Here is a 23,878-nt window from a genome sequence, read left to right as displayed (position 1 = left end):
CAATAATATGTAAATGAATAGAATTATTAATTATCGATGGAACCTTCAAGCCAATCCATAAATGCTGTTACTTTTGCCCTGCTTACAAAGATATCTTCGTAATGAGGTGGATTAAGATGGACCTTTAACCTTGAATTAAAATGTTTTGTAATATGCTCAATCGAATTAATACTGGCAATACAGGATCTGGAGAGTTTAAAAAACAGATTTGGATTTAGCTGCTCTTCAATAGAGTCCAAGGATAAGTCAGTAAGAAGTTTTTTTGAATCCTTTGTAACAAAATATGTTGATTTGTTCTCTGAGAATACATATGCTATATCGGTTATGTTAATAACAAATATTTGAGCACCTAACTTAACTGTAAACCTTTGTTTGAAGACTTTTGATGATGATGTGATTTTATTAATAACATCTTTTGTGATTACGAAATTACTTCGCATTTTCATACATCTATCAACAGACTTAATAAACGCACTTTCATTTAAAGGCTTCAGAAGATAATCAATACTGTTTACTTTAAAGGCTTCAATAGCATAACTTTCATAAGCAGTTGTTATTATGACACAAGAAGATATCTCTACAAGTTTGAAAAGTTCAAAACAAGTTCCATCAGAAAGTTCCACATCCATAAAAATCAAATCTGCACTATTATCCCTAAGCCAATCAGCAGCAGAAGTGACAGAAGTCATAACTCCAACAATATCGAATTCAGGAAAATTCTTCTCAATTAGCTTCTTCAACTGCATTTGAGCAGGAATTTCATCTTCTAAAATAAGTATTCTCATAATTTATCAATTATTGGAAGAGATACCTTAAAGTAGTCCTTACCCGATTCTACTTTTATATCCTTTTTATATAAGTAAAGATATTGAGATCTAATGCTTTTAAGACCAAAACCTGCTGATTCAATTGTTGTTAGTCTAAGTTGTAAGTTATTCTTAACAACAATAAAATTACCCTCAATATATATATTAATACTCAACGGGCATTCAATGCAAATTTTGTTATGCTTTACAGCATTTTCCACCAACATTTGCATGCCACCAGGAATAATACTGTAGTTAAAATATTCATTTGGTATATCAACATACAGAAATAATCCGTCAGAGAACCTCTCTTTTAAAAGGTCATAATATTGAACTACAAAATCGATCTCCTTTTCAAAACTCACAGATTTAAGTTCTTCATTTTTGAGTAAATACCTGTATACAGAAGAGAGTTTTCTGACAAATTCACTTGCTCTTTTTTGATCCTCAAATATCAAATAATCTAAAACATTAAGACTATTGAATAAAAAATGTGGATTTAGCTGATTTTTTAACTGTATATATTGATATCTGGCCTTGTTCTTCTTCCCAATTTCAATATTTAGTGCTTTCTGTTGTTTATTATTATTGTATGCATAAAGATGCAACAATGACAATATAACAAGATTGAAAACAAAACTTGTAAATAATGTAAAATTGAAATAAATATCTGAGAAGAATCTTAATCCCTGAAAAGATGTCCACACAGGAATTCTTATCCAAAGCGCAGATATTAAAGCAATCAAAGCAGAAGAGAAAAATGTTATAACTATTTTTTCAAAAGAATTTCTGTTCCTGAAGAATCTGTTAAGAGAAAAAACAACACCCAGATCCAGCAATAACATTAAGAGAGTTAGTGGATAATTTGAGAGAAGTTTAACAAGGAACCTGCCAAATGTTAAATTCAATTTCTCTTCAAAAAGAGGTATTAACTCTTGAAAAAGGACTCTAAAGCCAAGTACAAATAGGGCTAAAGCAGTAAACTCAACAACTCTTTTTAACCCAAACCTCTTCATCGCCAAATTATTCTTTTCCTTAGGACAAAAAAGACCAGCCACCCCAAAAACTCAGTGACTAGAAATGTCGCTAAAACATGCGTCAGAATTTGTGAATTAGGAATTATCAAACCAATCAAATCTGCCCCTTTTGTTCCCAAATAAAAACCAGCTAATAAAGAGAGTAAGGATAGTGATACAAAAACATCAGTTGTTCCGTTAAAGAAATTGATTAATGTCAATATCATTAACAATGTAAGTACAGTTAAAAATATTCCATCATCAATATTATTAAGTCTTAAAATAAAACATAAAAACGAATGAATCAGGGCAAAGAGATGTATGGTTAAATGAACGAAAAGTATATCTCGTCTCTTGTCTCCATTTGATTTAAGTATAGATGATTTCATTTAATCTACTGGTATATGTAAATATACAAAATATTACCGAATATGGTTATTTCAAAAATTTAAATTAGGTTTGCTATAATGAAAGAATAAATAATTTACAGTTATGAAAACTACAATTTCTTTTGAGATACATTATAACACAAGACCCGGAGAAAATATTCACATTATTGGAACCATTCCTCAATTAGGCTCCGGAAAAATAGAAAACTCAATGGAAATGAAATATTTTGAAGGGAAATGGAAAGCTCAAATTGAATTAAAAAAGAAAGAGAGTTTTACCTATTCATACTTTCTAAAAGATGAGTATAGTCAAATAGTTCCAGAGGCAGGGTCTGTAAGACCATTCATTCCCGGATCATTTGACTCATACTACTTATTTGATAACTGGAGACCTTTCAATGATGAGACTCCTTTTGATTCTGATGCATTTAAAAAGATTCTCTGCAGAACTAAGTCAATAGAATCATTTGAATATGACGAAATATTAATTACATGTACAGCATTCAACCTAAGTGAAAATGATGTTGTTTTAATTTCCGGGAACAACAATAAATTAGGCAATTGGAATGAAAAAAGAGCATTAGAGATGAAACTTCAATCACCCGGAGTTTGGTACCTAACTTTTAAAAGAGAAGAGCTGGCCCCATATTCAGAGTATAAATTCATACTAAGAAAAGGGGATAATTATTACATCTGGGAAAATGGCATTAACAGAAATTTACCTGATTATAAATTACTAAGTGCTCAAAATTATTCATTGATACTAAATAACTCAATTAACCTTTCATCACCTAAACCCAGATTTGCAGGTACAGCTATTCCAGTATTTTCATTGAGAAGCACTAACAGCTGTGGAATAGGAGAATTCATGGATCTCATTCCATTTGCCGATTTTTTATCTAAAACCGGACAGAGGGTGCTTCAAATACTTCCAGTTAATGATACCACTATAAACAATAATTGGGAGGATTCATATCCTTACGGAGCAGTATCAATATTTGCATTACATCCTCTCTACATCAACCTTAAAGAGGCAGGCACTATCAAGGATAATGAATTTATGCAAGATTTCAACAGAGATATTGAGGGAATAAATGCACTTGAAGAAATTGACTACGATTTAGTTTCAAAACTAAAATGGAGATATTTAAAACAATTATTTATACAAGATGGTTTAAAAACACTCCGCTCAAAAGAATTTAACCAGTTTTTTAACAATAACTCATCTTGGTTAAAGCCTTATGCCGCATTTTCATTCTTGCGCGACCTTTATGGGACAGCTAATTTTTCAAGTTGGAATAAATATTCAATTTATGATAAACTAGCCATTGAAATATTAACATCTTCTGAAAGTGATTCATACAATGATATTTCACTATATTACTTTATACAGTATCATTTGGACAGACAGTTAAAAATAGCACACGAATATGTAAATAGCAAAGGCATCATTTTAAAAGGAGATATCCCTATCGGAATTAACAGATGCTCTGTTGAAGCATGGTGTGAGCCACAATACTTTAATTTTAACGGACAAGCAGGAGCACCACCTGATGATTTCTCAGTTAAGGGTCAGAACTGGGGATTCCCAACTTATAATTGGGATTACATGGAGAGGGAGGGGTATGATTGGTGGAGAAGAAGATTTCAAAAAATGGCTGAATACTTTGATGCATACAGAATTGACCATATACTTGGTTTTTTCAGAATTTGGGAGGTCCCATCCAGTTCAATTGAAGGACTTATGGGATTTTTCAATCCATCTCTTCCATTCACTGCAGATGAAATTAGAATACTTGGTTACGATTTTAACTTTGAAAGGGACTGTACACCATATATCAGAGAATCAATAATCAAAGAGTATTTCAAAGATGATTCAACTGAAATTATCTCCTGCTTTTTTGACCATATTGAGTTTGATGTCTATAGATTTAAACCCCAATTTTCCAACCAAAGACAAATTGATAATTACTTCGTTTCAAACCCAAATCACAGATTGCTTAGACACAAAGAGTCTCTATTTTCTCTCATAACAGAGGTGCTTTTTATTCAGGATCCTTATGATAATAATAAATATCATCCCAGAATATCTGCACAATACACCAGATCATATCAAAGTCTCCCTGAGTGGTTAAAAGAATCATACAACAAGATTTATAATTTGTTCTTTTATCACAGAAATGATGGTTATTGGTTTAATAGTGCTATGAAAAAACTACCCTCACTAATTTCGTCAACAGATATGCTTGTTTGCGGAGAAGATCTTGGCATGATCCCATCTTGTGTTCCTACAGCAATGAAATCATTAAGCATCCTGTCACTTGAAATTGAAAGAATGCCTAAGGATCCAAATTCAAAGTTTGGAAAAACATCAGAATATCCATATCTGTCAGTTTGCACAACGGGAACCCATGATACAAGCACACTCAGAGGATGGTGGGAAGAGAATCGTTCGGTTACACAAGAGTATTATAATAACATACTTAATGAAAAAGGAGAGTCACCAATCTTCTGTGAGCCATGGATATGCATTAAGATAATTAAAAACCATCTCAACTCGCCTTCAATGCTTACAGTCCTTCCATTACAAGATTGGTTATCAATATTTCCAGAGTTGAGAAAAGAGAATCCAAATTCTGAAAGAATTAACATTCCATCTAATCCAAAACACTATTGGAGATACAGAATGCACCTAAATATTGAAGAGATGAACAGTAACAAAAATCTGGTATCTACACTAAAAACACTTATACTGGATTCCGGACGGTAATTTTTCTGTTTATCTTATTTACAATCATAGCAATCGCCCCATCTCCGGTTACATTACATGCAGTACCAAAGCTATCCATTGCAATATATAATGCAATCATTAAACCTATAGCTTGCTCATCAAACAACAGAGTTGATTGCAGTACCCCAATTGCTGCCATTATAGCTCCTCCCGGAACACCGGGAGCAGCAACCATTGTTATGGCAAGTATAAAAATAAACCCTGAAAACATCTCCGCAGAGTATGGCATATTCATCATCCACATTATTGCAAATGCACAGGATACTATTTTTAACATACTACCTGACAAATGGATTGTTGCACAGAGTGGTATTACAAAATCAGCCAACTCCGGATCCACTCCATTTTTCTTTGCTTGTGCAAGGGTAACAGGTATGGTTGCAGCGGAAGATTGAGTGCCTAAAGCTGTCATATATGCGGGTAGCATATTAATTAATGCTCTGAAGGGATTTTTTTTCGTAATAAATCCGGCAATAATAAATTGAGTGAGCAGAAGAATAATATGCATGACAAAAATTACGATTATCACTTTAAAGAAAAGTTTCAGGATCATAGTTGCCTGTCCCTCTGACGCAATTTTTAAGAAAATCCCAAAAATATAAATTGGTAAAAGTGGAATTATTGCCTTAACTATTATCGTAGTAACTAACTCCCTAAATTCAGAAAGAATATTTTTTATATTATTGGTTTTCATCCCTGACACACCTAATCCAATTACAAAAGCAAGAATAAGAGCAGAAGTAACACTCATAACAGGAGGCATATCAACAGTAAAATAGTGTAATATCTGATTTGATGATAATTGACTTAAATCATGAAAATTTTCATTTTTGTCAATTAATAAGGGTAATGACCACTCAGTAGTAAAAAAAGAAAAATATCCAGCAAATACTGTTGATAAATATGCTATTAATGCAGTTATTGCCAGTAATTTTCCTGCCGTTTTTCCCAGGTCTGCTATACCGGGAGCAACAAGACCCAAAATAATCAGAGGTATAGTGAAGCCAAGGAAATTACTAAATATTGAATTAAATGTAACAAAAGCTCTTACAATAGAATCAGGTATTATGTAAGATGAAGTAATACCAAGAATAATTGCAATAATGACCTTTGTAAGAAGTCCAATTTTAATTCTCTTCATTGTTATTAATTTAGAATAACTTTTTTCTCTTCTCCTTTTAGTACTCCTACACCTGAATCTCCTTCAGATGTTGCCCATGCACGGTGCATAAGACCTGTATTAAAAGTCATTACAAAATTACCACTCTTATCAACAGCAATTATTCCTCCTCCAGATCCACCCATAGGATCAATTTTATTAAATATTACCTCGTTAGCGGCATCCTTTAGGGATAATGATTTATATTCTATTAAAGCCGATATATCATAAGCAACTACTCTTCTTATCCATAACTCTCCATGACCTGTTGCAGAGACTGCAACAGTGGCATTATTTGCATATGTACCGGCACCAATTACCGGAACATCACCAACTCTTCCCCATTTTTTTCCTGACATTCCTCCTGTAGATGTTGCTGCTGCTAAGTTTCCATTTACATCCATCGCAACACACCCAACAGTTCCTCTTGGATCACTTTTTGTTTCTCCTTTTTTAATCTCATTCAACTGTTTTGAACGAGAATTTGTTGTAAAATAAGAATTATCAACAATATCCAAACCCATCTCCTTTGCAAACACCGATGCGCCATAACCAATTAAAAGAACATGTGATGTACTATCCATAACTAATCTGGCTGCATTTACAGGATTTTTTATATCCCTTACACCGGCTATTGCACCCGCTTTAAGATTCGAACCGTCCATTATAGCAGCATCCAGTTCATGAATACCATCGATATTCATTACAGCACCTTTTCCAGCATTGAACAACGGACAATCCTCCATGTAGTTAACGACTTTTTGTGTAACATTGAGTGCAGACTCTCCATTTTTAAGCATAAGAACACCTATTCTCAAAGCCTCCTCAAGATGCTTCTCGTAGCTCTTTTTCGCTGCCTCTGTCAGATTTTTAGGAGCTCCACCTGCTCCTCCATGAATAACCAAGGTCCATTTTCCTGCTTGCTGGGCTGATAGTAAAAGAGAAACCACGACAGCTAAAGCTGTAAGGCCAATTTTTTTTGAATTCATAAATTTATTGATTAATCTATTTTGTTGTCAAACTTATCTTTACACTCCCTCTCTTTGTATTCATCTGTCTTAATTAGGTAATACCCACCGGCAAGCGCAATAATTAATGCAGCTAATCCCAAATTTGAAAGCCCGGATAAATCATTAAAATCAAAAGCAATTAATTTTCTGCCAATTGCGATTAGGCCTATCAGAAGAATATTTAATACTTTGATAGTGTGCTTCTGCATATAGACAAGAAATGTATCAATAAGCTCAATTGCAATTAAAATATTAAAGAATATCGGAAGAAAGTCCTTAAGAAGAGAATTTGAAACAAGTAATCTTCCGTTTGATTGTTCCGGTGAAAGTATTGAAAAGAAAAACTGATAAACCAGTTCAAAAATTTCTACTGCAATGTAAAGCATTAGAATTACAGAGAGAAGAATAAAGACATATCTCTCGTATTTTTTAATAAAGTTTGTCATTACCATTATTGTTTAGATTTAATAAAAGTAATAAAAATTCCTCTAAAAGTTATATCTGTAAACAATTTGACAAAAAAAAAGAGTCTGATGGTTATTAAATCATCAGACTCTTGTAAAAGATGGCGGCTACCTACTCTCCCACTTGGTATAGCAGTACCATCGGCGCAAGCGGGCTTAACTTCTCTGTTCGGAATGGGAAGAGGTGGAACCCCGCCGCTATAGCCACCTTAATAAGGTTGCGCTCTTCAGCGTATATAATTAAGAGAGAGATTTAGTCAATAAAGACTCTGTCCTGTCATATGCAATACTAAAGTATCGCACGCGCATTTATAAGAAGCCTATCGGGTTATTAGTACTGCTCGGCTTTGACATTACTGCCTTTACACCTGCAGCCTATCGACGTGGTAGTCTTCCACGACCCTCAAGGGAAGTCTCATCTTGGGGCTAGCTTCGCGCTTAGATGCTTTCAGCGCTTATCTAAACCGCACATAGCTACCCGGCGGTGCAGCTGGCGCCACAACCGGTAAACTAGCGGTGCGTCCAACCCGGTCCTCTCGTACTAAGGTCAGACCCCCTCAAACTTCCTACGCCCACAACAGATAGGGACCGAACTGTCTCACGACGTTCTGAACCCAGCTCGCGTGCCACTTTAATCGGCGAACAGCCGAACCCTTGGGACCTGCTCCAGCCCCAGGATGTGACGAGCCGACATCGAGGTGCCAAACCGCTCCGTCGATTTGAGCTCTTGGGAGCGATCAGCCTGTTATCCCCGGAGTACCTTTTATCCTTTGAGCGATGGCCCACCCATGCGGAACCACCGGATCACTTTGCCCTACTTTCGTACCTGTTCGACTTGTCGGTCTCACAGTCAAGCGCACTTTTGCCAATATACTCTATGCACGGTTACCATTCGTGCGGAGTGCACCTTGGGAAGCCTCCGTTACTCTTTTGGAGGCGACCACCCCAGTCAAACTACCCACCAAGCGGTGTCTTTCTCGCGAAGTTAGATTCCAAGTAACAAAAGGGTGGTATTTCAACAGTGACTCCACGAATACTAGCGTACCCGCTTCGCAGTCTCCCACCTATCCTACACATTTGTTACCCAAAATCAGCGCTAAGTTGCAGTAAAGGTTCACGGGGTCTTTCCGTCCCGTTGCGGGTAAGCGGCATCTTCACCGCTACTACAATTTCACCGAGCTCATGGCTGAGACAGTATCCAGATCGTTACACCATTCGTGCAGGTCGGAACTTACCCGACAAGGAATTTCGCTACCTTAGGACCGTTATAGTTACGGCCGCCGTTTACTGGGGCTTCGATTCAATGCTTCGCTTGCGCTAACATCCCCTCTTAACCTTCCAGCACCGGGCAGGTGTCAGGCCTTATTCTTCATCTTTCGATTTAGCAAAGCCCTGTGTTTTTGTTAAACAGTCGCCTGGATCATTTCTCTGCGCCCTATCGCTAGGGTCCCCTTCTCCCGAAGTTACGGGGTTAATTTGCCGAGTTCCTTAGCCATGATTCACTCGAGCACCTTAGGATTCTCTCCTCACCCACCTGTGTCGGTTTACGGTACGGGCTGTATATCAATTAACGATTGGAAGATTTTCTTGGAAGTCTGTTTACCACAACTATCACTTCATCCGAAGACTCAGTGTACTGTAAACCATCAGCAAAAACCAGCTCTTAACCAGTTCCTATACCTACGGCCTTTAACCAACTATTCCGTCAGTTGGCGTGTGTGTCACTACTCCGTCTCTCCCGCTCTCAATATACAGGTAATGGAATATTAACCATTTGTCCATCGAATTCTCCTTTCGGATACTCCTTAGGACCCGACTAACCCTGATCCGATTAACGTTGATCAGGAAACCTTGGGTTTTCGGTGTGCAGGTTTCTCGCCTGCATTATCGTTACTTATGCCTACATCTTCTTTTCCATACGCTCCAGCAAACCTCACAGTTCACCTTCGTCGCTGAATGGAATGCTCCCCTACCACTCTATTCCTAAAGTCCATAGCTTCGGCAGTGTGTTTGATGCCCGATTATTATCCACGCACGGTCGCTCGACTAGTGAGCTGTTACGCACTCTTTAAATGAATAGCTGCTTCCAAGCTAACATCCTAGCTGTCGCTGCAACCACACATCGTTCTTTCAACTTAACACACGTTTGGGGGCCTTAGCTGTTGGTCAGGGCTTTTTCCCTCTCGCCACCGGACATTAGCACCCGATGACTCACTCCCAAGAAACACTTAACGGCATTCGGAGTTTGTCTGGAATTGATAGGCGATGAAGCCCTCGCATCCAATCAGTAGCTCTACCTCCGTTAAGCTATTACTTGAGGCTGTCCCAAAAGACATTTCGGGGAGTACGAGCTATCTCCCAGTTTGATTAGCCTTTCACCCCTACCCTCAACTCATCCAAATCCTTTTCAACGGAAACTGGTTCGGTCCTCCACAGCCTGTTACGGCTCCTTCAACCTGGTCAAGGGTAGATCACAAGGTTTCGCGTCTGTTCCCACTAACTAGTCGCCCTTTTAAGACTCGCTTTCGCTTCGGCTCCGTACCTGAAGTACTTAACCTCGCTAGTGAGAAACAACTCGTAGGCTCATTATGCAAAAGGCACGCCGTCATCCCTTACGGGACTCCGACCGCTTGTAAGCGAACGGTTTCAGGTTCTATTTCACCCCCCTGTTCGGGGTACTTTTCACCTTTCCTTCACAGTACTGGTACACTATCGGTCTTCTATTGGTATTTAGCCTTACGGGATGGTCCCCGTAGATTCAGACAGGATTCCTCGTGTCCCGCCCTACTCAGGATACCGCTATCAGTACAGATAAATACGTGTAAGGGGCTGTCACCCTCTACGGCCCATATTCCCATATGGTTCCACTTCGTATCTATACCAAATGTCGCGGTCCTACAACCCCGGTTTTGCCTCAACAAAACCGGTTTAGGCTATTCCCCTTTCGCTCGCCACTACTCAGAGAATCGATTTTTCTTTCTTTTCCTGCAGGTACTAAGATGTTTCAGTTCCCTGCGTTGGCACGCATCTCTGCGTGACTGGCCTTCAGCCAGCCGGGTTGCCCCATTCGGATATCCGCGGATCAAATCTAGTTTGCAAATCCCCGCAGCTTTTCGCAGCTTACCACGTCCTTCTTCGCCCATAGAAGCCAAGGCATCCTCCGTTCGCCCTTAAGTAACTTCTTAAAACGCTCGAAATTGTAGTCCCTTAATCCTAAAATTAACAGACTAAATTTATATTTAATTCTTTTCTTTACCTCTATTATCTCTCTCAAAATGTCAATGAACTTTAACAACTTCCGTTGCTGAACTGTTAAGGGACTTGAACCCTTAGACTATCCATCCCGCCGTAGCAAAATCATAGTAAACAGCCTATATAATAATGGAAGACAAAATAGAGCAGAGAAAATCAACGTAACAGTTATGCTCCAAAAAGGAGGTGTTCCAGCCACACCTTCCGGTACGGCTACCTTGTTACGACTTAGCCCCAGTTACCAGTTTTGCCCTAGGTCGCTCCTTGCGGTAACGAACTTCAGGCACCCCCAGCTTCCATGGCTTGACGGGCGGTGTGTACAAGGCCCGGGAACGTATTCACCGCGCCATGGCTGATGCGCGATTACTAGCGAATCCAACTTCACGGAGTCGAGTTGCAGACTCCGATCCGAACTGAGACAGGCTTTCGAGATTCGCACCCCATCGCTGGGTAGCTGCCCTCTGTACCTGCCATTGTAACACGTGTGTCGCCCCGGACGTAAGGGCCGTGCTGATTTGACGTCATCCCCCCCTTCCTCGCACCTTACGGTGGCAGTCTCGCTAGAGTTCCCAGCATTACCTGATGGCAACTAACGACAAGGGTTGCGCTCGTTATGGCACTTAAGCCGACACCTCACGGCACGAGCTGACGACAACCATGCAGCACCTCGATACATGTCCCGAAGGACTAAACCATCTCTGATCTATTCATGCACCGTTCGAGCCCGGGTAAGGTTCCTCGCGTATCATCGAATTAAACCACATGTTCCTCCGCTTGTGCGGGCCCCCGTCAATTCCTTTGAGTTTCAACCTTGCGGTCGTACTCCCCAGGTGGATAACTTATCGCTTTCGCTTGGCCACCGACTGTGTATCGCCGACAGCGAGTTATCATCGTTTACAGTGTGGACTACCAGGGTATCTAATCCTGTTTGATCCCCACACTTTCGTGCATCAGCGTCAATATTAGCTTTGTGAGCTGCCTTCGCAATCGATATTCTGTGTGATATCTATGCATTTCACCGCTACACCACACATTCCACCCACAGCAACTAAATTCAAGCTCGACAGTATCAACGGCACCCTTCCAGTTAAGCTGAAATATTTCACCGCTGACTTATCAAACCGCCTACGCACCCTTTAAACCCAATAAATCCGGATAACGCTTGCACCCTCCGTATTACCGCGGCTGCTGGCACGGAGTTAGCCGGTGCTTATTCGTATGGTACTCTCATCAATCTACACGTAGATCTTATTGCTCCCATACAAAAGCAGTTTACAACCCATAGGGCCGTCTTCCTGCACGCGGCATGGCTGGATCAGATTTCCATCCATTGTCCAATATTCCTCACTGCTGCCTCCCGTAGGAGTCTGGACCGTGTCTCAGTTCCAGTGTGGGGGACCTTCCTCTCAGAACCCCTAGACATCGTAGCCATGGTAAGCCGTTACCTTACCATCTAGCTAATGTCACGCGAGCCAATCCGTATCCACCAAAGCTTTAAAATCTTTGAGATGCCCCAAAAATTTACTATGGGGTATTAGACCACGTTTCCATGGATTATCCCCCTGATACGGGCATGTTGCTCACGCGTTACGCACCCTTGCGCCGGTCGCCACCAAGTATTGCTACCCGTGCTGCCCCTCGACTTGCATGTGTTAAGCCTGCCGCTAGCGTTCATCCTGAGCCAGGATCAAACTCTTCATTGTAAAAATTTTTTAAATGTTAAGCTTTCCCTGCTACTGTTGATTTATCATTTATTCTATAAAAGAATTAACGCTCTACTCTATTTATCGTACTACTTTAAATTGTACTTGTCTTCCAAAATGTCAATGAACTTACCGATAAAAAACGGGACTAATCGCTCTTGTCCCTGCCCCTCGTTAACCGGTGTTCCGTTTGGGGAGTGCAAAGGTAGGCACTTTTTTTACAATTCCAAAAAAAATGCAGAAAATTTTCTTTTTTTTGATAGTCCTGCTCCGTTTTTTGGGTTTGCAAAGGTATTCAGATTTTGAATTAAACCAAAAATAATATGAGGATTTATTTATACTTTTGCAGGATAGAAATTTCACATAATGAATTCTTCAAAAATTGTCATTATACCTACTTATAATGAAAAAGAGAATATTGAAAAAATAATCAAAGAGATACTCTCTTTGGATGAATCTTTTCACATACTGGTTGTTGATGATGGATCCCCTGATGGAACTGCAGACATTGTTAAGCGCCTTCAGTATGATTTTAATGGCTCTTTGCATATCATTGAAAGAGCAGGAAAACAGGGACTTGGCACAGCTTACATAACCGGTTTTAACTGGTCAATTACACATAAGTATGACTATATATTTGAGATGGATGCAGACTTTTCCCACAATCCACAGGATTTACCTAAACTATACGCAGCCTGTTCAAATGGTGCTGATCTTGCAATAGGATCTAGGTACTGCAAAGGAATAAGCGTAATAAACTGGCCAATTGGAAGGGTAATAATGTCATACTATGCATCGGCGTATGTAAGGAAAGTTCTTGGAATGAAAATTTTTGACACTACTGCTGGTTTTAAATGCTATAGAAGAGAGGTTCTAGAAAAAATTGATTTTGACAAAATTAGGATGAAGGGATATGGATTCCAGATTGAGATGAAGTACAACACATTTAAATTGGGATTCAAAATTGTGGAGGTACCTATTATATTTGTAGACAGGACAGAAGGAACTTCTAAAATGAGTAGCGGGATCTTTGGAGAGGCATTTTGGGGGGTACTTAAAATGAGATTGAGGAGAATTAAACCGAGACAAACCTCGTTATAATGAAAACTCTTATTAAGAATTCTTTGATCGTTAATGAGGGAGAAGTTTTCAAGGGCTCTCTCTTAATTGACGGTAAAATAATATCAGCAATATTTAGAGATAATGAAACTCTTCCTGAGGCAGATAAGATCATTGAGGCAGAGGGACTGATAATGATGCCGGGGTTAATCGACGACCAAGTTCACTTCAGAGAACCGGGAAACATACATAAAGGTGATATAGAATCTGAAAGTGCAGCTGCTGTTATAGGTGGGGTTACCTCTTTTATGGAGATGCCAAATACAAATCCTCCAGCGACTACCTTAGCCTTATTAGAAAATAAGTACAGTATTGCTTCACAAACCTCTTTTGCAAACTACTCTTTCTACTTGGGAGGGACAAATGAGAATTTCCACGAAATAGAACAAGCAGACCGCTCAAAAATATGTGGACTTAAATTATTTTTAGGATCTTCTACAGGAAATATGTTAGTTGATGATCAAAAAGCCCTTGATCTCATTTTCTCAAAATCAAAAATGTTAATTGCCATTCACAGTGAGGATGAGAATATAATTAAAGCCAATCTTATTAGTGCTGTGGAAATGTATGGGGAGGAGATTCCATTTAGTTTACACCCTGTAATAAGAAGCAGAGAGGCATGTATAGAATCTACTGCAAAAGCTATAAATCTTGCGATTAAACATAATTCCTCTCTTCATATACTCCATATCTCAACAAAAGAGGAAGTTGAGATGATTAAGAATGCGAGGAGAATTAATCCGAATATAACAGGAGAGGTTTGTGTTCATTATATGGTAATGGATGACAAAATGTACTGCGATTATGGATCCAAGATGAAATGTAATCCTGCTATAAAAAGCAAATCTGACAGAGATGCTATAATTGAAGCCGTCAAAGAGGGTACCATTAATATTGTTGCAACTGATCATGCCCCGCATACAATTGATGAGAAAAATAACAGATACAACGCTGCTCCTTCAGGATTGCCTCTGATCCAGCATAGCTTTCAAATTATGTGGGAGCTACATTTAAAAGGACTCTTTTCAATTACTGACATAGCGGACAGGATGGCTCATTCACCAGCCAGAAGATTCAGAATTGAAAAGAGAGGTTTTATAAAAGAGGGATTTTTCGCAGACATAATGATTTTCAGCCCAAATCAGCCAACCAAGGTTGATAAAAATAATATTAAATATAAATGTGGATGGTCTCCTTTTGAGGGCACTACTTTTAACTCATCAATAATTCACACCTTCATTAATGGTGTGCACGCTGTTTCTAACGGCGAACTTACAGGTTTAAAAGCCGGAGAACGATTAATTTTCACATATGAATAAAAGAGCAGAGGCGATAATCGTCTATTTATCAATTATTACAGCTGTTATTTTCTGGGGGTTTTCATTTATATGGACCAATTCATTGCTAATTCTGGATTTCCCTCCGATGGCGTTGGTTTTTTTCAGAATGACAATTGCTGCTATATTTCTTATACTGGTTTCTATAAGTGCAAGAAAAATTCAAAAGGTAAAAAAGCAAGATATTAAATGGTTTCTGTTACTAGTATTATTGGAGCCATTTATCTATTTTATCGGTGAGACATTTGGTCTTAAGATTGTGAATTCTCCTACCTTAAGCTCTATAATTATTGCTACAATTCCAATATTTGCATTGATTCCCGGTATTCTAATATATAAGGAGAGAATAACTACAATAAATATAATAGGAGTCTTTATAACTCTTCCGGGTATCCTGCTAGTTGTATTTGATGGTGGCAAAATATCTGTTGATCACTACTGGGGTATAGCTCTGCTCTTTATGGGTGTATTCTCAGCTGTTGGATACTCTATGGTAGTGAAGAAACTTGCGTTTACCTATAATAGTTACACAATTGCGACTTATCAGCACCTACTTGGTGCTCTCTATTTTCTGCCTCTTTTTATAATTTATGACTTAAATGAATTCAGTATCTCAATGTTTACTTTTGATTCAATAAAGCCACTGTTATTTTTAGCCGGTCTATGCTCGTGTGTTGCTTTTATTTTGTTTATAAATTCAATCAAGAAACTAGGAATAGCAAGAACAAATATTTTCACATCATTAGTACCTGCTATTTCTGCATTTGGCGCATATATGGCTGGCCAGGAGGGGCTTGGAACATACAAGATTGCAGGGATTACAATAGTGGTAACTGGAGTAATTATTGCTCAGAGGGAGAAAAAACCTACATCCTCTAATCCACCAACTTCATACCAAGCTGAATTCTCAACCTTCTCAAATCAACATCAAGAACTTTTACCATTACCTGTTGATGAAGTTTCACAACTTCCTGCGGAGAGGATATAAACTTATCTGACATCTGAGATATGTGGACTAATCCATCTTGTTTTATACCTATATCTACAAAAGCACCAAAATTGGTAATGTTGGTAACAATTCCCGGAAGAATCATTCCTGGTTTAAGGTCATCGATTGAATGAATTTCCTGAGAGAACTCCATAACTTTTGCGATGCTTCGAGGATCTCGCCCCGGTTTTGAGAGCTCTTCAACTATATCCCTTAGTGTTGGTAAACCCACATCCTCAGAAATGTAATTTTCAATTGTAATCCCCTCTCTCAATTTACTGTCAGAAATTAAAACTGTTAAATCAACGCGTCTGTCATCTGCAATTCTCTTAACAAGATGATACCTTTCCGGATGTACAGCAGTATTATCAAGAGGGTTCGCAGCATTTGGAATTCTCAAAAAACCGGCGCATTGTTCAAAGGCCTTTTCGCCTAGCCTTTTAACCTTTAATAGTTCAAGTCTGGATTTAAAAGGGCCGTTAGCTGATCTGTGATCCACAATATTCTGAGCTAAGGATGGTCCAATTCCTGAGACATAACTTAAAAGATGCTTGCTTGCAGTATTTAAATTTACTCCAACCTTATTTACGCAGCTTATAACCGTATTGTCAAGCATCTCTTTAAGAAGATTTTGATCCACATCGTGCTGATATTGACCTACACCTATGGATTTTGGGTCAATTTTCACAAGTTCTGCCAATGGGTCCATTACTCTTCTGCCTATAGAGACTGCACCTCTAACAGTAACATCGTAGTCCGGAAACTCTTCTCTGGCAACAGGAGAAGCAGAATAAACTGATGCTCCATCTTCACTAACAGAGAAGACCTGAACTCCTTTTGGCAGAGGAATTTTTTTAATAAATGACTCCGTTTCCCTGCTAGCAGTTCCATCTCCAATAGCTATGATTTCTATCTTATAGGCTTCTACAAGATTTGATATCTTTTTAATCGCCTGGATTTTTTCGTTCTGAGGAGGGTGCGGATAAATAGTATCATTATGGAGTAACTCGCCTTGCTCTCCTAAGCACACTACTTTGCATCCTGTTCTAAAGCCCGGATCCAACGCAAGAACTCTTTTCTGCCCCGCAGGTGGTGCCAGCAAAAGAGCAGTAAGATTATTACCGAAAACTTTAATTGATTCTATATCTGCTCTGGCTTTTGCACTATTGAGAGTTTCATTCTCAATTGAGGGGTGAAGAAGTCTTTTATATGAATCATCTATTGCCTCTTCTATTTGTTCTCTGCATTTTTTTGAAACTCTAACGCCGTTTGGAAACAAAACATTTCTTATATATCCTATTGAATAAAGACTATCAATCTCCAATTTAATACTAAGAGCTCCTTCCCTCTCTCCCCTTAAAAGCGCAAGAACTCTATGAGCAGGCATATTATTTAGAGAGCCCGTAAATGAAAAATAATTACTGTACTTACTCTCATTGTTATCAGCTAGATCTTTGTGTTTTTTTGCTGTAAGCTTTCCAAACTTTAGATATTGCTCTCTGAGTAATTCTCTTATCTTGATGTTTTCACTAATCCATTCTGCTATAATATCTCTTGCGCCGGAAAGTGCTTCATCCAGGCTCTTTACATCCTCACTCAAATATTTTTCAGCATCATAATATGGATCCTCTGTTTTAAACGAAAAAACAGTCAATGCTAAAGGCTCTAAACCTCTCTCCTTGGCAACAGATGCTTTGGTTTTTCTTTTTGGTCTGTAAGGCAGATATAAATCCTCCAGCTTTTGTTGGTCTACACAAGTTGAAATTTCCACTTCCAGCTCTTTAGAAAGCTTGCCCTGTTCATCTATTGATGATAGGACTGCCTTTTTTCTTTTATCAAGCTCAGAAAATCTTGAATGATAATGTTTTATCTGAGATACTAAAACTTCATCCAATGATCCTGTTCTCTCTTTTCTGTATCTAGATATAAAAGGTATTGTTGCCCCCTCTTCCAGAAGTTCTGTGCAATGTTCTACCTGCCAATTATGGATTGAGAGCTCTTTGCTTATAAAATCAATATATAACTTATTCATGAGATACTTTTTGCAATTGTTCTCTGTAGGCAGAGAAAATTTTTGATTTAGATACAAATCCTTTATATAATCCTTCATATGATATTACCGGAAGATTCCATGATAAGCTCTTTTCAAACTTGTCCATAACAACTTCCATTGAATCCTCTTCATAAACAGGTTGTTCTACTGATATCATCAATTGAGAAACCTTAGTACTATCATATTTGTCTGAATCAAACATTATTTGTCGAATATTGTCTAGTAGAATTATTCCCTGAAGCTTTCCATCCTCGTCAATAACAGGGAATATATTTCTTGTAGATTTTCTTACCTGTTCAATTATATCTCTAAGAGATCCATTTATGGATAAAAGCATGAAATCTTTCTCAACAAGATCAGATGTCTTTAGTAAAGTTAATACAGCCTGATCACTATTATGAGTCAGCAGAGCACCCATTTTTGCTATTCTTTTTGTATAGATTGAGTAAGTTTCGAATGTTCTTATTGTAGCAAATGAAATTGCTGCTGTAATTATCAGAGGAATTAAGAGGGTATATCCTCCGGTAATCTCAGCTATTAAAAAAATTGCAGTCATTGGTGCTTGCATTACCCCTGCCATAAGGCCAGCCATTCCAACTAATGCAAAATTGGCTTCCGGTAAAACATAGAGACCGGTCAGATTAATCACCCTGGATATGACAAATCCTGTCACTCCACCAATAAAAAGTGTTGGTCCAAATGTTCCTCCAACACCCCCACCCGCATTTGTAAAGGACATCGCCCAAACTTTAAAGAATATTATTGCAGTAAAAAAAAGTGGGATAAACCATTTATATTCAATAATGACCGAAAAAATACTTGGACCGATAGCTCCCTGTGTGTCATTATTTAACAGCGATGTTAATGATTGATATCCCTCTCCGTATAAAGGAGGAAAAATAAAAATCAATAATCCCAAAGAGATTGCAGAAATTGCCCATCTTTTGTAGTCACCTTTAATTGAGGAGATTCGATCCTCCATTCTGAGGGTCATTCTTATAAAGTATAGTGAAATAAAACCACATACAATCCCTAAAGCAACATAAAAAGGGATATTGCCCATTGAAAAAGGCAATATTGAATTTGCAAATACAACCTTATCTCCAAGAAAAAGATAAGATATTGTCGTGGCTGTAACTGCAGAAACCAGTAAAGGGAGTATAGAGGTCATTGAGATGTTAAATAGTAATATCTCAAGGGTAAAAAGTATTCCTGCCAATGGAGCCTTAAAAATTCCGGCAACTGCACCAGCTGCACCGCATCCCAAAAGAATTGTCATGTGTTTTGGCGAGAGTCCCATCCATCGGGCTACATTTGAACCAATTGCTGCTCCTGTATAAACTATAGGGGCTTCAGCTCCTACAGAGCCTCCGAAACCAATAGTAAGAGAACTGGAGAAGACGGAACTCCACATATTATGCGGCTTAATTCGTGAATCATTTTTGGAAACTGCAGTCAAAACTTTAGTGACCCCGTGTCCTATATTGTCTTTGATTAAGTACTTAACAAAAAGTAAAGATAATAGCATCCCAAGACCAGGATAGAGAATGTAAAGGATACTTTCAGCAGGAGTGTTAAACCAGCTTGTAAGCAATCCTGCTACAAAATGTATTGAGTGTTTCAGCAAAACCGCAGCTAAACCACTTCCAACGCCCACAACAAAAGACATTATAAAAAGCAGCTTATTCTCCGGGAGCTCTCTGATTTTACAAAGGAACCTGTTCTGAATGGAGTTACATTTAAACATACACGAAAATACAAAAAAAGGCTGATAAATCAGCCTTGTAAAATTTAAGAAATTAAGATCCGATTTATTCGTCTGAATCCTCTTGCTCTTCAGAGAAAGAACCTACCGAATCATCTTCCGGGAATTCGTCCGGTTCAGATCCGTCTACCTCTGATGATCCACCACCAAATAATTCATCGGCAGCCTCTTCATAATCGTCAATTTTAACATCTACCTTAACCAGATATACTGCATCAGGTACTTCTAATGATATAGCGTAGAAGAAAGATCCATCAGGCTTATCAACCTTGAATATCTCTCCCATATAATCTGCATATCCTCTGGGATACTTCTCTTTAAGAATAGCAAGAAGTTCAGGACTAAGATTATTATAACTAACTACCGATCTGCGCTTTGACTGAGAAGGGCCTGTCTTGCTAACTGATGTGTCTTTAGTTGTATTTGGTTTTTTCTCCATAAAAATAATGTTCGAGTTAAAATTCGGGCTGCAATTATAGTGCAAAAAAATAAGTTTTCTACAAGCTTTTTTACTTTTTATTGAAAAAAAATGATTTTTGTTTTTGTTTCATTTTTGGATCTCTCTCAACAAAGATTTTTTTCATTGTTTTTGGATCTATTCCGGTATAGAATGATATTGATGAGCGTGTCATAGGTGTTGGTGTAAAATCCTGCACCTGCTCTAAACTAATATCTTTTAAATGTGGGTTTTGAGCAAGTGATTTCATATCATCTATTTTACAACCAGGATGGCTGGAAATGAAATATGGAACAATTTGATATTTTAAGTTATGCTTATTTGTGATAATTTTAAATTCACTCTTAAGCTTTTCAAATAATTTAAATGATGGTTTTCCCATTGCTTTTAAAACATGGTCAGATGTATGTTCCGGAGCAACTTTAAATCTTCCTGAAGTATGTTTTGTAATTACCTCTTCAAGATATGTTTTTCCTGAATCGTTCAGATATCCTCTCTCGTTAATAAAAAGATCATATCTGATTCCGCTTCCGATAAAAGCTTTTTTGACACCCTTTACAACTGCAACTTTTTTGTAGAGGTCAAGCAATGGTGTGTGAGAGTTATTAAGGTTATTGCAAATATTGGGATAGATACAGCTGTCTCTTCTGCATTTATGGCACTGAAGCAGATTTTTTCCCTCCATTTTATACATATTTGCAGATGGTCCGCCTAAATCTGAAATATTACCTCGAAAGTCCTCCATACTGACAATCTTCTCAACCTCTTTAATAACTGAATTTTCAGATCTTGATTGTACAAATTTCCCCTGATGAGCAGATATTGTACAAAATGTACATGAGCCAAAGCAGCCTCTGTGTGTATTAACTGAAAATTTTATCATTTCATATGCAGATATCGGTTTAACTCCATATCTGGGATGAGGTTTTCTTGTGTATGGGAGATCGTAGACTGAGTCCAGCTCTTGCTGAGTTAATAAAGGCCAGGGGGAGGTTATGTGAACAAACTTATCTCCTACAGGCTCAATAATATGTTTGGAACTCCAGCTGTTAGACTCTGACTCGATAATATTAAAATTGGCCGCAAATGCCTCCTTGCTTTTTAAACACTCTTCATAGGAATTTAGTAATAATGAATCGGTAAAAAATGATGATTTTGTATTTGTAATGTACCCTATCTGCTTTGTTCTTCTTATCATCTCGACACTCTCTCCAATAGAGATTTTGTATGCAAGTTCAAGTACCGGCATCTCACCCATGCCATATACAAGCCAGTCAGCTCCGGATTCTACAAGAATCGATGGTAATAATTTGTCTTGCCAATAATCATAATGAGTAAATCTTCTTAGAGAGGCCTCAACTCCACCTACTACTACGGGAACTTCAGGGAATAATTGTTTTAAAATTTTTGAATATACAGATACAGCATAATCTGGTCTCCTTCCAGATTCTCCACCGGGTGTGTAAGCATCATTACTTCTAAGTCTCTTATTTGCAGTGTAATGATTAATCATAGAATCCATTACACCTGAGTTTACACCAAAAAACAAATTTGGCACACCCAATTTTTTAAAGTCTCGCAAATCATCCCTCCAGTTTGGCTGAGGAACTACTGCTACCTTGTAGCCATTATTAAGTAATACTCTGGCAATAACAGCTGTACCAAAAGATGGATGATCAACAAATGCGTCTCCTGAAAAGAGGATAACATCGGCACTACTCCAGCCAAGAGCCTCCATCTCTTTCTTTGTCGTAGGAATTGGAAATGTGTTATTGCTTTGCATCTCTTACATTCTGTCCGGTAACTCAATGCCAAGAATTCCCATTCCTCTGGATAAAATTCTTGAAATTGAATCAATCAGAATAAGTCTCTGAGACTTTACTGACTCGTTTTCTTCTTTTAATATTGGTACTTCGTGATAGTAGCGGTTGAATTCTTTAGCCAAATCATAACAATAATTTGCTACGAGGGCCGGAGAGTGAGCCTCGCCTGCCTCTGAAATTTTTGCCGGGAAGTAATTCAGCATTTTGATTATCTCAACTTCTACAGGATTCAAATGTGCATTAGTAAAACGAGATGAAATATTTTGCTCTTCTGCTTTTCTTAAAATTGATTTGATTCTGGCATGAGTATACTGTATAAAAGGTCCCGTATTACCGTTAAAATCAATAGATTCTTTGGGGTCAAAAAGCATTGTCTTTCTTGGATCTACTTTAAGTATAAAATACTTCAGGGCTCCTAGACCGAGCATTTCAAAAAGCCGAAACTGCTCTTCCTGGTTCATATTATCCAGCTTCCCCAACTCAATGGAAGTCTCTTTTGCAGTAGAGACCATACTATCTATCAGGTCATCTGCGTCAACGACTGTACCCTCTCTAGATTTCATCTTCCCCTGAGGAAGTTCAACCATTCCATAAGAGAGATGATAAATTGAATCGGCCCAGTCAAATCCCAATTTCTTCAAGATTAGTTTCAGTACCTGAAAATGGTAATTTTGCTCGTTTCCTACTACATAAATATGTTCGTCAAAGGAGTATTCAGAAAATCTTTGATTAGCTGTTCCAAGATCTTGAGTCATATATACTGATGTCCCATCAGATCTTAACAGTAATTTTTCATCAAGCCCGTCGGGTGTAAGATCACACCATACTGATCCATTCTCCTTACTGAAAAATACATTTTTTTTAAGCCCCTCCTTGACTAACTCTTTACCCAGAAGGTAGGTGTTTGATTCGTAATATGTTTTGTCAAATGAAACGCCCATTCTTTTATATGTCTGATCAAAACCTTCATATACCCATCCATTCATCCTCCTCCAAAGATCTACAACCTCTTTATCTCCCTGCTCCCATTGAAGTAACATTTCCTGTGCTTCTTTCATTATCTGACTTGATTTTTCTGCCTCTTCCCTCTCCATTCCGGAGTCTACGAGACCTTCAATCTCTTTTTTTAGCAGGTCGTTAAAGATAACATAATACTTTCCAACAAGGTGATCACCCTTTAAACCAGTACTTGAAGGGGTCTCTCCATTAGACTCTCTTTTCCATGCAAGCATAGATTTACAAATATGGATACCTCTGTCGTTTACCAGATTTACTTTTATTACTTCGTGACCATTACACTCAAGAAGTTTTGAAACAGACCATCCCAGCAGATTATTTCTGATGTGACCAAGATGCAGCGGTTTATTGGTATTTGGAGAGGAGAACTCTACCATCACCCTTCTGCCTGACTTTGGAAAAACACCCCAGTCAGGTGATGATGAAATTAATTTTAATGTATCAATCCAATAATCATCAGAAATTGTAATATTTAAAAACCCTTTTACTACATTATAGGAAGAGATCTCTCTTACATTATCTGCTAAATATTTGCCTATTTCTTCTGCCGTTTTTTCGGGGGATTTTTTTGAAATCTTTAAAAATGGAAAAACAACAGCCGTCAGATCACCTTCAAAATCTTTTCTGGTTGACTGTATCTGTAAATCTGTCAACGGTATATCTGAATTATAAAGATCTTTTACTGCTTCACCAAGCTTATGTTTTATAAGTAATTCTAGTTCCATTCTA

14 protein-coding genes and 3 rRNA genes are annotated in these 23,878 nt (G+C 38.1%); 4 read left to right on the top strand and 13 right to left on the bottom strand.

Annotated features, from left to right (window positions below; all coding sequences use genetic code 11):
• Positions 1-26: 26 nt before the first annotated feature.
• Both U5907_01155 and U5907_01150 read right to left on the bottom strand, forming a co-directional pair.
• Complete coding sequence (locus U5907_01155; GenBank protein ID WRQ33265.1) at positions 27-785, bottom strand: LytTR family DNA-binding domain-containing protein; 759 nt, start codon at positions 783-785, stop codon at positions 27-29.
• The gene (locus tag U5907_01150; GenBank protein ID WRQ33264.1) at positions 782-1,822 is read right to left on the bottom strand and encodes a histidine kinase; all 1,041 of its coding nucleotides are present in this window, start codon (positions 1,820-1,822) and stop codon (positions 782-784) included. The genes U5907_01155 and U5907_01150 overlap by 4 nt, the downstream gene beginning before the upstream one ends.
• 492 nt (positions 1,823-2,314) lie before the next feature.
• On the opposite strand from U5907_01150, the gene U5907_01145 reads away from it, so the two are divergent.
• The gene (locus U5907_01145) at positions 2,315-4,981 is read left to right on the top strand and encodes a 4-alpha-glucanotransferase (protein WRQ33263.1); all 2,667 of its coding nucleotides are present in this window, start codon (positions 2,315-2,317) and stop codon (positions 4,979-4,981) included.
• Here U5907_01145 and U5907_01140 read toward each other — a convergent pair.
• From U5907_01140 to U5907_01115, 6 genes are all read right to left on the bottom strand, one after another.
• On the bottom strand, positions 4,959-6,143 hold the full coding sequence (locus U5907_01140; GenBank protein WRQ33262.1) for a dicarboxylate/amino acid:cation symporter: 1,185 nt from the start codon (positions 6,141-6,143) through the stop codon (positions 4,959-4,961). The two genes, U5907_01145 and U5907_01140, sit on opposite strands and share 23 nt — an antisense overlap.
• Before the next feature lie 5 nt (positions 6,144-6,148).
• Positions 6,149-7,150: an isoaspartyl peptidase/L-asparaginase gene (locus U5907_01135; protein ID WRQ33261.1), complete on the bottom strand. Its 1,002-nt coding sequence runs from the start codon at positions 7,148-7,150 to the stop codon at positions 6,149-6,151.
• A gap of 11 nt (positions 7,151-7,161) precedes the next feature.
• Positions 7,162-7,617: a phosphate-starvation-inducible PsiE family protein gene (locus tag U5907_01130; protein ID WRQ33260.1), complete on the bottom strand. Its 456-nt coding sequence runs from the start codon at positions 7,615-7,617 to the stop codon at positions 7,162-7,164.
• A 117-nt stretch (positions 7,618-7,734) separates the two neighbouring features.
• A 5S ribosomal RNA gene (gene rrf, locus U5907_01125) occupies positions 7,735-7,847 on the bottom strand.
• 98 nt (positions 7,848-7,945) lie between these two features.
• A 23S ribosomal RNA gene (locus tag U5907_01120) occupies positions 7,946-10,820 on the bottom strand.
• 246 nt (positions 10,821-11,066) lie between these two features.
• Positions 11,067-12,590 (bottom strand): 16S ribosomal RNA (locus U5907_01115).
• Together the 16S, 23S and 5S rRNA genes form the textbook arrangement of a ribosomal RNA operon.
• A 366-nt stretch (positions 12,591-12,956) precedes the next feature.
• Between U5907_01115 and U5907_01110 the strand changes: the two genes are divergently transcribed.
• Genes U5907_01110 through U5907_01100 form a run of 3 tightly spaced genes read left to right on the top strand, consistent with a single transcriptional unit; the run spans position 12,957 to position 16,034 of the window.
• Complete coding sequence (locus tag U5907_01110; GenBank protein WRQ33259.1) at positions 12,957-13,691, top strand: polyprenol monophosphomannose synthase; 735 nt, start codon at positions 12,957-12,959, stop codon at positions 13,689-13,691.
• Positions 13,691-15,028, top strand: coding sequence for a dihydroorotase (locus U5907_01105; protein ID WRQ33258.1), 1,338 nt, complete (start codon positions 13,691-13,693; stop codon positions 15,026-15,028). The genes U5907_01110 and U5907_01105 overlap by 1 nt, the downstream gene beginning before the upstream one ends.
• Complete coding sequence (locus tag U5907_01100; GenBank protein WRQ33257.1) at positions 15,021-16,034, top strand: DMT family transporter; 1,014 nt, start codon at positions 15,021-15,023, stop codon at positions 16,032-16,034. The genes U5907_01105 and U5907_01100 overlap by 8 nt, the downstream gene beginning before the upstream one ends.
• Here U5907_01100 and U5907_01095 read toward each other — a convergent pair.
• From U5907_01095 to argS, 5 genes are all read right to left on the bottom strand, one after another.
• Positions 15,922-18,066: a Tex family protein gene (locus U5907_01095; GenBank protein WRQ33256.1), complete on the bottom strand. Its 2,145-nt coding sequence runs from the start codon at positions 18,064-18,066 to the stop codon at positions 15,922-15,924. The two genes, U5907_01100 and U5907_01095, sit on opposite strands and share 113 nt — an antisense overlap.
• Entirely contained in the window at positions 18,059-19,834 is a 1,776-nt protein-coding gene (locus U5907_01090) for a chloride channel protein (GenBank protein WRQ33255.1), read from the bottom strand. Before U5907_01090 ends, U5907_01095 begins: the two co-directional genes overlap by 8 nt.
• A gap of 64 nt (positions 19,835-19,898) precedes the next feature.
• Positions 19,899-20,291, bottom strand: coding sequence for a hypothetical protein (locus tag U5907_01085; GenBank protein WRQ33254.1), 393 nt, complete (start codon positions 20,289-20,291; stop codon positions 19,899-19,901).
• A gap of 70 nt (positions 20,292-20,361) precedes the next feature.
• A complete protein-coding gene (locus U5907_01080) occupies positions 20,362-22,092 on the bottom strand; it encodes a YgiQ family radical SAM protein (protein ID WRQ33253.1) in 1,731 nt (576 codons plus the stop codon).
• 3 nt (positions 22,093-22,095) lie between these two features.
• Positions 22,096-23,874 carry an arginine--tRNA ligase gene (gene argS, locus U5907_01075; GenBank protein WRQ33252.1) on the bottom strand — a complete coding sequence of 593 codons (1,779 nt, stop codon included), beginning with the start codon at positions 23,872-23,874 and terminating at the stop codon, positions 22,096-22,098.
• Between the last annotated feature and the right edge of the window lie 4 nt (positions 23,875-23,878).

It is taken from the genome of Bacteroidales bacterium MB20-C3-3 (assembly GCA_035609245.1).
In the GTDB taxonomy this organism is placed as follows: Bacteria; Bacteroidota; Bacteroidia; order Bacteroidales; family UBA932; genus Bact-08.
Note: the sequence above shows the minus strand (reverse complement) of the source record. Positions and strands in the feature narration are given on the sequence as shown.